A 14,284-nucleotide genomic window follows, 5' to 3' on the forward strand; every position below is an offset into this window, starting at 1 on the left:
CTACAACAGGAGGGAGCCACACCAAACCGAAAAATCTCCCAGGCTCTTTTCCCCGGTGCGGAAGGCACAAGACGCGTGAATCCCGTTCGCTGCGCTGCAATGAATGGTCCGAACCGCGGTCGAAAGAAATAGTTCGCGTGTCCGTGAATCGGAAGATGAAGCGATACGGATCGCCGTGCATGCACGGGTTATTGGCAATCATTTTGTCGCTCCTGGTGTTCGCCAGCGGGAGTAGAGCGGATATGAAGGCTTTTGTCGGCGGTACCCTGATCGATGGAACCGGCGGCGCGCCACGCGCCGATGCCGTAATCGTGGTGGAGGGCGAGCGAATTGCGGCGGTGGGAAACCGGGGCGAGATACCGATTCCTCCCGAAGCGCGGGTAATCGACGCGAGCGGGAAATGGATCGTTCCCGGATTGATCGATGCGCACATACACTTCTTTCAATCGGGCGGTCTTTATACCCGTCCGGATGTGATCGATCTGCGGGATGTTCGCCCTTATGCGGACGAGATCACCGGGATCAGGCAGCGCATCCCCGACACCTTGTCTCGATACGTGGCGAGCGGCGTGACCTCGGTGGTGGACGTCGGCGGTCCGTTCTGGACCTTCGAGGTGCGGGATCTCGCGAGGCGGACCGAACGGGCGCCGCGCGTCGCGGTGGCGGGACCTTTGATCGCGACTTATTTTCCGCAGGAACTCAAGGCCGAGGATCCGGCGCTGATCAAGGTCGATTCTGCCGAGGAAAGCCGCGCCACGGTGCGAGAGATTTTGGCGCGCAAGCCGGACCTCATCAAAATCTGGTTCATTCCCTTGCCGGGCCGGAGTCTTGCGTTTCAGACCGCCATAGTGCAGGCCGCGATCGAGGCGAGCCATGCCGCCGGCACTCGGGTCGTGGTGCACGCGACCGAACTGGAGACCGCACGGGCGGCGGTGCAGGCGGGTGCGGACATTCTCGCCCACAGCGTGGAGGACCGCCGGGTCGACGAGGCCTTCATCAAGCTACTGAAGGATCGGAACGTGGTGTACGTGACCACCCTCGTCGTCAACGAGGGTTATCAGGAGGTGCTGGGACGGAAGGTTCGGCTGACCGACATCGAACGCCGCCTCGGCGATCCCGAGGCGATCGCGACGTTCGACGAGCTGGCTAGCCTGCCCGTTTGGAAAAGGCCCTGGGCTTTCCACTGGTTCAGCCGGGATATCGCATTCTGGAATCTGAAGCGTTTGCAGCAGAGCGGCGTGACCGTCGCCGCCGGGACCGATGCCGGCAATATCGGCACCTTGCACGGGCCGGCGCTGCACCGGGAGTTCGAGCTGATGGCCGAGGCCGGCTTGTCGCCCGAGGAGATTCTGACCGCCGCGACGCGAGGCGGAGCTCGCGTCATGGGGCGAAGCGCCGAATTGGGGACCGTGGAGCAGGGCAAAATCGCCGATTTCGTGCTGCTCGACGCCGATCCGCTGGCCGATGTCACTCATTTGCGCCGCATTTTCCGCGTGGTCAAGGGAGGGGCCGTTTTCGATCCCCGAGCGTGGGACGAGCAAAAGCCGTCGATGCGATCCCGACTTTGAAACGAACTTCGAACAAAGTACGCTGTTGAATTTCTAGGAGATATCCATGGAAGCCAAACCGAAAATTCTCGCTTTTGCCGGCAGTGCGCGAGAACGCTCCTACAACAAAATGCTGGTGCGGATCGCCGCGGCAGGCGCCCGTCGGGCCGGCGCCGAGGTGACGATGGCAGACCTGCGCGATTTTCCGATGCCGATCTATGACGGTGACTTGGAGAGCCGCGATGGCATTCCCGCCAACGCCCTGAAATTCAGACATCTGATGATGGCGCATCAGGGGCTTTTGATCGCTTCGCCCGAGTACAACAGCTCGATTACGCCGCTCCTCAAGAACACCATCGACTGGATATCCCGGCCGGTCGGAGGCGAGGATGGCCTGGCGCCTTTCCGGAACAAGGTCGCCACCCTGCTGTCGGCTTCGCCCGGAGGCTTCGGCGGTCTCCGCGGCCTGGTTCACTTGCGGGCGATCCTGGGCAACATCGGTGTCATCGTCCTGCCCGACCAATTGGCGGTGGCCAAGGCTCACGAAGCGTTCCAGCCCGAGGGCACGCTGACCGATCCCAAACAACACGCCGCCGTCGAAGCCTTGGGGGCAAATCTCGCCGCCACTTTGGCGAAATTGCATGGACAGACCCTAATGCCCGAGCCGGAGGAGCGTCGGCACGATCTGAGCCGAATCGGGTAAGGTTCGGCCACAGAGCGAGAAAGGCCGAGCGGTCGTGGAACAACAACGCCTTGGCTGTCTTCATGCCGCTACGCGCCGTATTTCAGCATACGCCTACGGCGAATCGAGCGGGCGGAATACCAGGTAGAACTGCGTCTCCGTTGCCATGGCTTCGAGGTAGATGCCCCGGCGGGTGTACGGCGCGGCGGAATCGGGGACGGTGCCCACAAACACCCGCTGCAGCTCGGCGCCGGCGATCGCCAGGGCAAACCGGCGGCCGGCGCAGTCGAGCGTGCCGCTCCAAGTGCCCGCCGCCGCATAGGCGGTCCAGTCCTTCCAGTAACCGAAGGCCGTCGCAGCGGGCAGCGATGCCCCTTCCGCGACAGACGGCCGGTCGGCGGTCACGGCACAGGGTGTGTTCATGACGACACCGATCGCGTGCGGCGTGTCCGAGCCGGTGGTCACCCCCACCTGATCGATAAAGTCGCCGGCGCCGATGGCGAGCCGCCGGGTTGCGGTCACGCCGGGACGATAGCTCGGATGGGACACCGCCGCGAACGAGCCGTCCGGCGCGACCTCATCGAGCTGTCCCTCGGACGGCCAGGGATTTTGCCCGTCGCCGTCGACCAGCGGCACGTTGTGCGCCGGTGCCCGGCTGAAATAGCCCTTGTGCAGCGGCGAGCCGTAGCCGACCGTGCCGGCGTCTTTGAGAAGCCAGGTGTCGCCGTATTGCAGTTCATAAGTGAGGGCTTCCTGCTGGGCATGAAACCGGGCTTTCTGGCCATAGCGCAACAGGGCATGCCAGCCGTTCTTCACGAGCTGAACCGCATCGAGGCCCGGCACCGGTCCCGACGCCAGCTCGGGCAGTACCGGCATCGAATCGACCGGCTTGGGCGGATCGAGCAGGGTGTCCCAGCTCAGCTGGCCCTTCGCTTCGTCCAGCCCGAGCCAGGTCGGCAACACCCGGCGGGAGGCCGCCCACAACTTGCGGTTCGGCGCCTTGCGATTAGGCGGCGAATCGTTGAGGGTCGGGGCGTCTTCATTGGCAAAGCGCACGGTCACCGGAGAAATCATCAGGTTCTGCGCGATCCAGAGTTCCCGGGCGAACTCGGCCAGCCGCCCGCGCAACGAGGCGCCGACCAGCAGCTCCACCAAGGCCTGGACCGTATACTCCTGATAGGACAGGGAGTGCTCGTACCAGAACCAGTCCGGCGACACACCGGTCGCCAGGAGCGACGGAAGACCTAAGGCCGAATGCTTGCCGAAGCCGATCAACTCGGGTTGTTCGAACTCGAGTCCGATCAACGTCACGGCCGCGGCATGCCAGACGGCGATGTTGTGGACCTCGCGCGACGACGCCATCACATTGGCCGCCAACGGCAGGAACAGCCCCTCGCGCCAGTGGTCGGCGCGGGCCGCCGGGACATGGGGTTTCAGCAGCCGGACCGCTTCGATCAACACCAGGGCGCGGGTCGCTTCGTCCAGACTCTGATTCATCAGCTGGGCTCGGCCGTTCCAGGTCTGCAACGGGAAGCCGCGGTAGGCGTCGGCGTAGAAATCGAGCTGCGAAGCCGCCCAATCCAAGTAGCGCGTATCGCCGGTCAGGCGGAACAGTCGGGCGGCGTCCAGCACGCGGTCGATGTTGTAGATCCGATTATGGGCGATCCAGGCGGCGCGCAGCTTTTCGTGGCCGGGCTGGTCGGGCGGTATCGGCTGATCGGGGGTCCAGTGGAGGAGAACGCCCGTGTTCGGATCGACGTAGTCGTGGATCCAGCCGGCGACCCAGTCCGCGCTCTCGCGGGGCGTGGTCATCCAGTGATCGATCCAGTCGGTTCGCTCCTGCAACCAAGCCGTCCAGCGAGGATCCTGTGCCACGCGCCGGCGGGCCGCGTCCCAGTACTCACGGGCGGCACGGGCCGGTGCATAGCCGCCTTCGCCGGCCTTCAGCGTGGCGAAAGCAGATTTGCTTTCCTCATTGCTAGGCAGCCCTGACAACGGCGGGGTTTCTCCGACGGCCATGGGATTGAAAAATACCCCCGCTAGCGCTAGAGCCAGCCTGCTCCATAATCGGAAATCTCTCATGCTTGAAGCACTCCCTTGATGGTCATGGATGAAAAAACTGTCGTGAATTGCCCGGGAAGTTAAGTTCGATTTCAGCCGTCTTAATGCATCGAAAACGGGTAATATAATGTATGCGGCGTGCCGGGATTGCCTTTGCCCGTACTGTTTTGCTATTTCGCGGGATACGGAGTCGTATATTCGGTATGCAGCGTACCATGGAAAGAAACAGCTTCTTTTTTATCATGGCCGACACGGTTCTTGTTATCTTTAAGAGCTCTGTTTTCAAGTCGAAACATTTCTGCCGGGATTATTATTTTTGCCGGCCGATTTCGAATCGGAAAGGTTTCGACCTGTACCTCGAAAAATCGCGGCTTAAGGTATATCGAATGTGTTGTAGCTTTACTGAATCCGTTTCAGTCTATGCGTTGCCGGACCGGTAGCAATCGATGATGATTTTCGGTGTCGCACATTGCGATAACTCTATACTCGGTTTTTACAATGCGCTTTATATTCGTCGCGGGACTTACTTTAAAGGGAAAGTCTTTTTTATATCGTGACTCGACCCACAAAACCGAAAGCGGACAGATTGTCTTGTAGATATACTCGGCGGACAGGACGAATTCTCGACGATTTACAACTCGGTTTGGAAAATGAAGATAATCGATAACTGGCTGGCAAACGCGAGGCGGCTAGAGAGTTGCAATTGCGACGACAGGCCCGATTCAGGGGATATTTCGCTGGTGGTGATACATGGCATCAGCTTGCCTCCGGGCGAGTTTGGCGGCAACTGGATCGACTGTTTGTTTACCAATACCTTGGAACCGACTGCCCACCCTTATTTCGAGCGCATACACGGCTTTCGGGTATCGGCCCATGCGCTCATTCGCCGCGACGGCGAGATCGTTCAATACGTTCCGTTCCACCGGCGCGCTTGGCATGCCGGGATTTCGAACTACGAGGGGCGGGAGCGCTGCAATGATTTCTCGATCGGCATCGAGTTGGAAGGGGCCGACGATATTCCCTATACCGACCGGCAATACGAGCACCTGGCCGATTTGCTCTCCGCCTTGCTGGCGAATTATCCGGGCTTGTCGCCGGACCGGATCGTCGGTCACAGCGACATCGCTCCGGGGCGAAAAACCGATCCGGGCCCGAGTTTCGATTGGGAAAGGGTTTACCGCTTGCTGTCCGCAAGAGGTTTTCAGCCGACCGGAGGCAGAGGCATTCTCGTCTGAGGTGAAACCGTCGTAGGCGGGGATGAGGCGATAGCCGTTCCCGGTAAATGCGCCTTACTCCGGGAATGCTGGGCTTGTTCCGGTCTATGATCCAGCAGGTCGGAAATCTTTTGCATGCGAAGCCGATTGCCCGTCCGTTGTGTCGGGAAAGGATTCCCGACCTACTTGGCTATCGTTTATAGGCCGGCAATCCCTTGCCGGCAAATAGGTCTACACCAGGCTGGCCGTCGACTGCCGCGGTCTCACGGAGTCGATCAGCAGCATCGCTACGCCTATGGTGATCGCGGAATCGGCCACGTTGAAGGCCGGCCAGTGCCATTCTCCATAAAACACGTCGAGAAAATCGATAACGTATCCGTAAATGATGCGGTCGATGAGATTGCCCAGCGCGCCGCCCAGAACCAGCGCCCAGGCCGCGGCTTCCCAGCGTTGGCCCTTGCCGAGCCGGCTCAGCCAATAGCAGATAGCGCCGCTGGCGATGACGGCCAGGCCGATGAAGAACCACCGCTGCCATCCTCCGGCTTGGCTCAGAAAGCTGAACGCGGCGCCCTGGTTGCGTAGGTAAGTGAGCTGAAAAAAAGGCAGCAGGCCGACCGACTCGTAAAGTTCCATCGAGCGATCGATCAGTTGCTTGGTGAGCTGGTCCAGGCCGACGACCAGCGCGGAAAGCCAAAGCCAATTCAACATGAGATCAGGCGTAAAGACGGGTTTCGCCCTGTCCTGCCACGTTCTCCACGCAGCGGCCGCAAAGCTCGGGGTGGTCGGGGTGCTTGCCGACGTCCTCGCGGTGATGCCAGCAGCGTACGCATTTGGGTTTATCGGAAGCCCGAACTTTCAGCTCCAGTCCCTCGATCCCCGTCGGAAGCGTGCCGCTGTCCCCTTCGGGCCGAAGGCTCGCATACGAAGTGATGAACAAGAATCGAAGCTCGCTTTCGATAGGCGCAAGCCGTTCGAGAATCGGTTGGCTGCCGTAAAGCTCGACTTCGGCGTCCAGGGACGAGCCGATCTCGCCGCGCACCCGCAGTACTTCCAGTTCCTTGCTCACCGCCTCGCGGACTTTGAGCAGGAAATCCCAGAACTCGCGGTTGAACGGAGAGGATTCGTCCAGCGGGAACAGTCCCTCGTACCAGGTCTCCAGAAACACCGATTCGCTCCGCTTGCCGGGCAAATGACGCCAGATTTCATCGGCCGTGAAGCTCAGGATGGGCGCCAGCCAGCGGGTTAGTGCCTCGGCGATGTGGTACATCGCGGTTTGTGCGGATCGCCGCGGCAGGCTGTCCTCGCGGCAGGTGTACTGGCGGTCCTTCAGCACGTCGAGATAGAAGCTGCCCAGGTCGATGGAACAGAAGTTGTGGACCTTTTGATAGACCAGGTTGAACTGGTAGGTCTCGTAGGCTTCGACGATTTCCTGCTGGAGACGGAAAGTCCGGTCCACCGCCCAGCGGTCGAGCGCCAGCATCTTTTCGGGTTCGACCGAATGCCGCTCCGGGTCGAAGCCGCTCATGTTCGCGAGCAGATAGCGGGCGGTATTCCGCAGCCGCCGGTAAACGTCCGCCGTGCGTTTCAGAATCTCGTCGGAAACGCTCATCTCGGCCCGGTAGTCGGTTGCCGCGACCCAAAGCCTCAGGATATCCGCCCCGAGGTTCTGCATCACTTTCTGCGGAGCCACGACATTGCCCTTGGATTTCGACATTTTCTTGCCTTCCGCATCCACGGTGAAGCCGTGGGTCAGCACCTGCCGATACGGCGCGGCGTCGCGGATCGCCACGGAAGCGAGCAAGGACGATTGGAACCAGCCGCGATGCTGGTCCGAGCCTTCGAGGTACAGATCGGCCGGCGAATGCAGGTCCTCCCGCCGATCCAGCACGCAGAAGTGGCTGACGCCCGAATCGAACCAGACATCCAGCGTGTCGTTGATCTTCTGGTACTGCGCAGCCTCTTCGCCCAACAATTCCGCGGGGTCGAGATCGAACCACGCATCGATTCCCCGTTCCTCGACCCGTTGCGCGACCGCTTCGATCAGGTCCTCGGTGCGGGGATGCAGGGCGCCGGTCTCGCGGTGGACGAACAAGGCGATCGGCACGCCCCAGTTCCGCTGCCGGGAGACGCACCAGTCGGGCCGGTTCGCGACCATGCCTTCGATTCTCGCCTGCCCCCAGTCGGGTATCCATTCCACTTTCTTGATTTCTTCCAGGGCCTGGCGGCGAAGATCGTTCTTGTCCATGGCGATGAACCACTGGGGCGTCGCTCTGAAGATGACCGGCGTCTTGTGCCGCCAGCAGTGCGGATAGCTGTGCTCGATGCGCGCTTCGTGCAGCAGTGTGCCGCGTTCCTTGAGCACCTCGACCACATGGCCGTTGGCGTTCATGACGTGTTCGCCGGCGAACAGCGGCGTGCTCGGCAGGAACTTGCCGTCGTCCGCCACCGGATTTTCGACCGGCAGCCCATAGCGCTGACCGACGACGTAGTCTTCCTGGCCATGGCCGGGCGCCGTATGCACCGCGCCGGTACCGGCGTCGAGCGTCACGTGCTCGCCGAGAACGATAGGCACCTCGCGCTCGTAAAACGGATGGTGCAGCATCAATCCCTCGAGATCCGAGCCCCTGCAATACGCCACGACGCGGTAATCGTCGACGCCGCAACGCATCATGACATCTTTCATCAGGGCTTCGGCCACGACCAACCGCTCCATCGGTTCCCGGCATTGCACCACGGCGTAATCGAGATCCGGGTTGAGCGCCACGCCCTGGTTGGCCGGCAGGGTCCAGGGTGTCGTCGTCCAGATGACCACCGACAGCGGGCCTTCGCCCGGATGGCCCGGAACCGAGTGACAACGCTGGATCAGCGCGGTTTCGTCGAGAACCCTGAACCGCACGTCGATGGCGATCGAGCGCTTGTTTTCGTATTCGACCTCGGCTTCGGCCAGCGCGGAGCCGCAATCGGTGCACCAATGCACCGGCTTTGCCCCTTTCATCAGATGGCCGCGCGCGGAGATTCGGCCCAAAGCGCGCAGGATGTCGGCCTCGAAGCGAAAGTCCATGGTCAGGTAAGGATTTTCCCAATCGCCGAAAACACCGAGCCGGACGAATTCGCGGCGCTGGATGTCCACTTGTTCGGCCGCATAGGTTCGGCAGGCCTTGCGGAAATCGGAAGCGTTGACCTGCACGCCGGCTTTGCCGATCTTCTTCTCCACCATCAATTCGATGGGCAGGCCGTGGCAATCCCAGCCGGGCACATAGGGCGCGTCGAAACCGTTCAATCCCTTGCTCTTGACGATGATGTCCTTCAACACCTTGTTTACGGCATGGCCGATGTGGATTTCGCCGTTGGCGTAGGGGGGGCCGTCATGAAGAATGAACTTCGGGCGCCCACGGAACGTTTCGCGAATCTTCCGGTAAAGATCCATGCTGCGCCAGCGCTCGAGCTGCTCGGGCTCGCGCTGCGGCAGATTGGCCTTCATCGGAAAATCGGTGCTGGGTAAATTCAGTGTCGATTTGTAATCCGTGCTCATGATGCAGAGGATGATGTTGAATTTGAGATGGCGAAATAGCCTCTTGCAGTCATGACGTCCCGTTCGATCTGGGCCTGCAGTTCGGCTAAGCCGTCGAAGCGCTTTTCGTCCCGGAGCTTGTGGCGAAAAACGATTTCCACCTGTTTTCCGTAGAGGTCTCCGGAGAAGTCCAGCAAATAGGTTTCGAGGAGCACCGTACGTCCTCCCGCGACAGTCGGGCGTATGCCTACGTTCGCTACCCCCGGCAGCGGATGTTCGCCTATTCCGGACATTGTAACGGCAAATACACCCTGTACAGGAGTGTTTTTCCGTCTCATCAAGATGTTGGCCGTGGGAAAGCCGAGCGTTCGGCCGCGCTTCGCCCCATGGATGACGCGTCCGCAGACTGAATAAGGACGCCCCAGGAGTCTCGCTGCGCGAGCTAAATCGCCTGCCGCGAGGGCTTTGCGGATCGAAGTGCTGCTGACGCGTCGTCCATCGACCAATACCGACGGCGTGTCGACCACTTCGAAGCCGAATTCTTTCCCGGCCTGCCGCAACAAGGCAAAGTTGCCGAGCCGGTTTCTGCCGAATCTGAAATCGTCTCCGATCACCAGATACTTGATGCGCAGTCCTTCGAGCAGGATGTCTTGAATGAAGCTTTCCGCCGGCAACATGGCGAGCTGCCGGTTGAAGCGCAGCAGCAGCACCTGGTCGATCGGCAATTCAGCCAAGCGGGCCAGCTTTTCACGGAGCCGGGTCAAACGGGCCGGTGCTTCGTTCGGGAAAAAATATTCCCGTGGCTGCGGTTCGAACAGGACGACCACAACCGGCAAATCCAGCCTCCGTCCTGCTTCCGCCAGCCTTTCGATCACTTGGCGGTGACCAATATGGACGCCGTCGAAGTTGCCGATCGTGGCGACGCAGCCCCGTTCGGGAAGTTTCAGTTCGGCGAGTCCTCGAATCAAGCGCATGCGACGGTCCTCAGGTACCTTCCGGAACCAGCATGTGCCTGGGACGGAGCCCTGTCAGGGTAAGACACGACAGATAAGTCGCGAGGCCCAGCAGAATCCACAAAGCCAGATGCGAAATTCGGTCGGCGAGCGACCAGATCTGCCACGGATAAGCATTGGACGCATAGACCAGGATCGGGACCATCACGCCACTGGCGAGCGCTACACGCAGCAGGAAGATCGGCCATCCCGGTTCCGGTTTGTAAATCCGCTCCTTCAAAAGTTTGGCCAGGAGCAGTCCGGCGTTAAGGAGCGCCGCCAACGCCGTCGACAGAGCGAGACCCGCGTGACCCCAGCCGATCGGCGCGAGTTGAAAAATCAGAGCCAGGTTCAACGCGAGGTTGGCGATAATGGCGTAGACGCCATACCTGACCGGGGTGCGGAGATCCTGTCTAGAGCTGAAGCCCGGAACCAGCACCTTGATTGCGATGAAGCCCATCAATCCGATGGAGTAAGTCGTTAGGCTCCGGCTGGCCATCTCGGCGTCATGCGAAGAAAACCGATCGTACTGAAAAAGGGTGGAAATCATCGGTTCGGCGAGTAGCGCTAGGCCCAAGGTCGCCGGCAAGCCGATCAGGATGACCCAGCGGAGAGCCCAGTCCAGCGAACGGGAAAACCCGTCGCGATCACGGTTTGCATGATTTTTCGACAAATGAGGCAACATTACAGTGCCGATAGCGACGCCGAAAATGCCCAAAGGGAATTCCACCAGCCGATCGGAGTAGTAAAGCCAGGAGACGCTGCCGGACACTAAAAAGGAGGCAATCACCGTGTCGACCAGGAGATTCACCTGGGTTACCGAAACCCCGAAAATCGCCGGTCCTATCATCTTGATGATGCGGCGAACGCCGGCATCGTGAAACCCAAGGCGGGGTTTCGGCAGCAAGCCCTCCCGGAGGAGCGCAGGCACTTGAAATGCGAGCTGGACGACGCCGGCGATCAGCACACCCCAGGCCAAGGCGGTAATCGGTTCGGACAGGTAAGGGGCGAACCAAATCGCCGCAGCGATCATCAGAAGGTTCAGAAAGACCGGCGTGAAGGCCGGTATGGCGAAACGTCCCCAGGTGTTCAGAATGGCCCCGGCGAATGCCGTGAGGGAAATGAAGAAAAGATACGGCAAGGTGATGCGCAGCATCTCGACGCTGAGCTCGAATTGCTCCGCATTTCGATAGAAACCGGGCGCAAACAGCATGATCAAGACCGGCGCAGCGATAATGCCGGCGAAGGTGACAAGCAACAAGGCCAGCGACAGGCTGCCGGCCGTACGATCCAAGAACGGCCTGAGCTGGGTCGGGTCGTGGCGCTCCTTGTAATCTGACAGAACCGGCACGAAGGCCTGCGAGAAGGCGCCTTCCGCAAAGAGGCGGCGCAGGAAGTTGGGAATTCTAAACGCGACGAAGAACGCGTCGGTGCCGGGATCGGCACCGAAATAACGGGCGATGACGACATCTCGAACGAACCCTAAAAGGCGGGAGACGAAGGTCATGCCGCCGACGGCCGCCGTGGATTTCAGTAGATGCTTGCTCAGAGCCTAAAACCAGTGCTTTCGTTGAAGAAAAGGCCGTAGTATAAGGAATTTGGGCGATCAAGGCACTGTTAGAGATACGCTGCGAAAAGCTATCCGAAAATGGCCTATAACCTGCGAAAACGTCTGGCCCGATAATTTTGTGAAAATTGCGCTCTTGACTCTTGAATTACTTGTGACGAAAATAACGAATTCGCTTAAAACGATTAGGATTAGAGGTTTTCACCTTGGCTAATATTGCTTCAGCAAAAAAACGCGCCATACAATCGGAAAAACATCGCGCCCACAACGCGGCTCAGCGCAGCCGGTTGCGGACCTTCATCAAGAAGGTCATTCTGGCGGTAGAATCCGGCGACTTGGAGCAAGCGCAGGCCGCATTTCGCGCCGCAGTTCCCGTTATCGACTCGTCGGTTAACAAGGGCTTGATCCACAAGAACAAGGCCGCTCGCAGCAAGAGCCGTCTCAACGCCCGAGTCAAAGCGCTGGCTCTGAGCGCATCCGCCTAAGTTTCTGGCGGAAAGACGAGGCGGGCTGGCCCGCCTGCCTCTCTCAAGCCAGTACCAGATTATCGCGGTGAATCAGTTCCGGTTCATCGACATATCCAAGCAGGCATTCGATTTGCGAGCTCGGTTGTCGCATGATGGCGCGCGTTTCGTCAGCGCCGTAATTCACCAGCCCGCGAGCCACCTCTTTTCCCTCCATATCCACGCAAGCGACTAGGTCGCCCCTGTGGAAGTCGCCGTCCACGGCGGTTACGCCGATGGGCAAGAGGCTTTTGCCGTCTTCTCTCAAGACGCGCGCAGCACCTTCATCCAAGTGCAACTTACCCTTGAGTTTGAGCTGTCCGGCCAGCCAACGCTTCCTGGCCAGCATCGGGGATACATCGGGAATCAGAAAGGTACCCAATTCCTCGCCCGCAACCACCCTTGCCATGACATTTTGCTCCCGCCCGCTGGCGATAACCGTTGCCGTCCCGGACCGGGAGGCCAGCCGAGCGGCGCGCAGTTTGGTGATCATGCCGCCCCGGCCGAGTCCGCTGCGACTCTCGCCCACCATCTCGCCGAGGCGCGCATCATTGATGCTGGCCTGGTAGACGAGTTGGGCGGTGGGGTCCAGGGTCGGATCGCGTTCGTAAAGTCCCTTTTGGTCGGTCAAAATGATCAAGAGATCCGCTTCCAGGAGATTCGCCACCAAAGCGGCGAGCGTGTCGTTGTCTCCGAAGCGGATTTCCTCGTTCGCTACCGTATCGTTTTCGTTGATGACCGGCACCACCCCCAGTTCGAGCAGGGTGAGTAGGGTGCTTCGGGCGTTAAGATAGCGCTGCCGATCCGATAGGTCGTCGTGGGTCAGCAGGATTTGCGCGGTATGAAGACCGTGCCCTTGAAAGAGGGATTCATAAGTCTGAATCAGGCCCATCTGTCCCACGGCGGCGGCCGCCTGGAGTTCGTGCAGGGAGCGTGGGCGGGTTTTCCAGCCCAGCCGGCACATGCCTTCGGCGACCGAGCCGGAAGAAACGAGAAGAATTTCTATATCTTGGTGGCGCAAGACGGCAATTTGAGCCACCCAATCGGTGATTGCGGGCATGTCCAGTCCGCGCCCGCCCCCGGTCAGCAAGGCACTGCCGATCTTGACGATGATGCGGCGGGCGTGGGCGAATTCAGTCCTGTTCTGCATCTTTTGTTTGGTCCTGCTCCAGGAACGCCATAACGCTGTAGGTCAAGTCTTTGAGGCCGTCGCCTCGAACGGCGGAGACCCTAAAGACGGGGCCGGCCCATTCGAGACCTTCTATGATTTCGCGGCAGCGCTGTTGGGCTGCGTCGTCGGCCAGCCGATCGATCTTGTTTAATACCAGCCAGCGCGGCTTCTGGTCCAGGCCCTGGTCCCACTGTTGAAGCTCGGCGATCACTTTTTGTGCCGCCGTAATCGGGTCTTCCAGGCTTTCATAGGGTTCGACATCCACTACGTGGAGCAGCAGCTTGGTACGGGCAAGATGCTTCAAGAACTGCACTCCCAGTCCCGCTCCATGCGATGCGCCCTCGATGAGGCCGGGAATATCGGCCATGACGAAGCTGCGCTGATCGTCGACGCGCACGACGCCAAGATTCGGATACAAGGTGGTGAAAGGGTAATCCGCAACCTTGGGACGTGCGGCGGACACGCTGCGAATCAAGCTGGATTTTCCGGCATTGGGCATGCCCAGCAAGCCGACGTCCGCGATGAGCTTCAGCTCCAGGCGCAGGGTGCGCCGTTCGCCCGGCGTTCCGCTGGTGGCCTTGCGCGGCGCGCGATTGACGCTGCTCTTGAATCGGGTATTGCCGAGGCCGTGAAAGCCGCCTTGGGCTACCAATAATTTTTCGCCTTCCTTGACCAGGTCGCCGAGCTTTTCGCCGGTTTCGGCGTCGAACACCTCGGTGCCGGTAGGTACGTGGACGATGCAGTCGGCGCCCGAATGGCCGGTGCAGTTGCCGCCCGACCCGTTTTGTCCGCGTTCGGCGCGAAATCGCGAGTGAAAGCGGAAGTCGACCAGCGTGTTGAGATTGGTGGAGGCGACCAGAAAAACGCTGCCGCCGTCACCGCCGTCGCCCCCGTCGGGGCCGCCGAAAGGAACATATTTTTCGCGCCGAAAGCTGACGCAGCCGTTGCCGCCGTCGCCCGCTTCCACCCGAATTTCCGCTTCGTCAACAAACTTCATGGTAATGACAAAAAAGCCCCGTCACGGACGAGGCTTCTT

General features: G+C 60.3%; 11 protein-coding genes. 4 read left to right on the top strand and 7 right to left on the bottom strand.

What is annotated here, in order from left to right; genetic code table 11:
- Positions 1–242 precede the first annotated feature (242 nt).
- Entirely contained in the window at positions 243–1,568 is a 1,326-nt protein-coding gene (locus tag JOD69_RS05970; RefSeq protein ID WP_168175446.1) for an amidohydrolase family protein, read from the top strand.
- 46 nt (positions 1,569–1,614) lie between these two features.
- Complete coding sequence (locus JOD69_RS05975; protein ID WP_077730904.1) at positions 1,615–2,250, top strand: NAD(P)H-dependent oxidoreductase; 636 nt, start codon at positions 1,615–1,617, stop codon at positions 2,248–2,250.
- 93 nt (positions 2,251–2,343) lie between these two features.
- Here the strand turns inward: JOD69_RS05975 and JOD69_RS05980 are convergent, their stop codons facing one another.
- Positions 2,344–4,248 carry a heparinase II/III family protein gene (locus tag JOD69_RS05980; RefSeq protein ID WP_168183768.1) on the bottom strand — a complete coding sequence of 635 codons (1,905 nt, stop codon included), beginning with the start codon at positions 4,246–4,248 and terminating at the stop codon, positions 2,344–2,346.
- Between the two features lie 692 nt (positions 4,249–4,940).
- Between JOD69_RS05980 and ampD the strand changes: the two genes are divergently transcribed.
- Entirely contained in the window at positions 4,941–5,525 is a 585-nt protein-coding gene (gene ampD, locus JOD69_RS05985; RefSeq protein WP_077732080.1) for a 1,6-anhydro-N-acetylmuramyl-L-alanine amidase AmpD, read from the top strand.
- Between the two features lie 210 nt (positions 5,526–5,735).
- On the opposite strand, the gene lspA is transcribed toward ampD, so the two are convergent.
- From lspA to murJ, 4 genes are read right to left on the bottom strand one after another with little or no spacing between them, the layout of a single operon-like run.
- On the bottom strand, positions 5,736–6,212 hold the full coding sequence (gene lspA / locus JOD69_RS05990; RefSeq protein ID WP_077732079.1) for a signal peptidase II: 477 nt from the start codon (positions 6,210–6,212) through the stop codon (positions 5,736–5,738).
- Between the two features lie 4 nt (positions 6,213–6,216).
- Positions 6,217–9,036: an isoleucine--tRNA ligase gene (gene ileS / locus JOD69_RS05995; RefSeq protein ID WP_086133711.1), complete on the bottom strand. Its 2,820-nt coding sequence runs from the start codon at positions 9,034–9,036 to the stop codon at positions 6,217–6,219.
- Positions 9,033–9,989 (bottom strand): bifunctional riboflavin kinase/FAD synthetase, encoded by a 957-nt coding sequence (gene ribF / locus JOD69_RS06000; RefSeq protein WP_086133710.1) that lies wholly within the window; start codon positions 9,987–9,989, stop codon positions 9,033–9,035. The genes ileS and ribF overlap by 4 nt, the downstream gene beginning before the upstream one ends.
- Before the next feature lie 10 nt (positions 9,990–9,999).
- Positions 10,000–11,556, bottom strand: coding sequence for a murein biosynthesis integral membrane protein MurJ (murJ, locus tag JOD69_RS06005; protein ID WP_086133709.1), 1,557 nt, complete (start codon positions 11,554–11,556; stop codon positions 10,000–10,002).
- A gap of 224 nt (positions 11,557–11,780) precedes the next feature.
- On the opposite strand from murJ, the gene rpsT reads away from it, so the two are divergent.
- Complete coding sequence (rpsT, locus tag JOD69_RS06010) at positions 11,781–12,059, top strand: 30S ribosomal protein S20 (protein WP_086133708.1); 279 nt, start codon at positions 11,781–11,783, stop codon at positions 12,057–12,059.
- 43 nt (positions 12,060–12,102) lie between these two features.
- On the opposite strand, the gene proB is transcribed toward rpsT, so the two are convergent.
- Together proB and cgtA are read right to left on the bottom strand one after the other, a co-directional pair.
- On the bottom strand, positions 12,103–13,227 hold the full coding sequence (gene proB / locus JOD69_RS06015) for a glutamate 5-kinase (protein ID WP_086133707.1): 1,125 nt from the start codon (positions 13,225–13,227) through the stop codon (positions 12,103–12,105).
- A complete protein-coding gene (cgtA, locus tag JOD69_RS06020) occupies positions 13,211–14,245 on the bottom strand; it encodes an Obg family GTPase CgtA (protein WP_077732073.1) in 1,035 nt (344 codons plus the stop codon). The genes proB and cgtA overlap by 17 nt, the downstream gene beginning before the upstream one ends.
- Positions 14,246–14,284 lie beyond the last annotated feature (39 nt).

Origin of the sequence: Methylocaldum sp. RMAD-M (assembly GCF_017832375.1) — a bacterium.
Lineage (GTDB): Bacteria > Pseudomonadota > Gammaproteobacteria > Methylococcales > Methylococcaceae > Methylocaldum.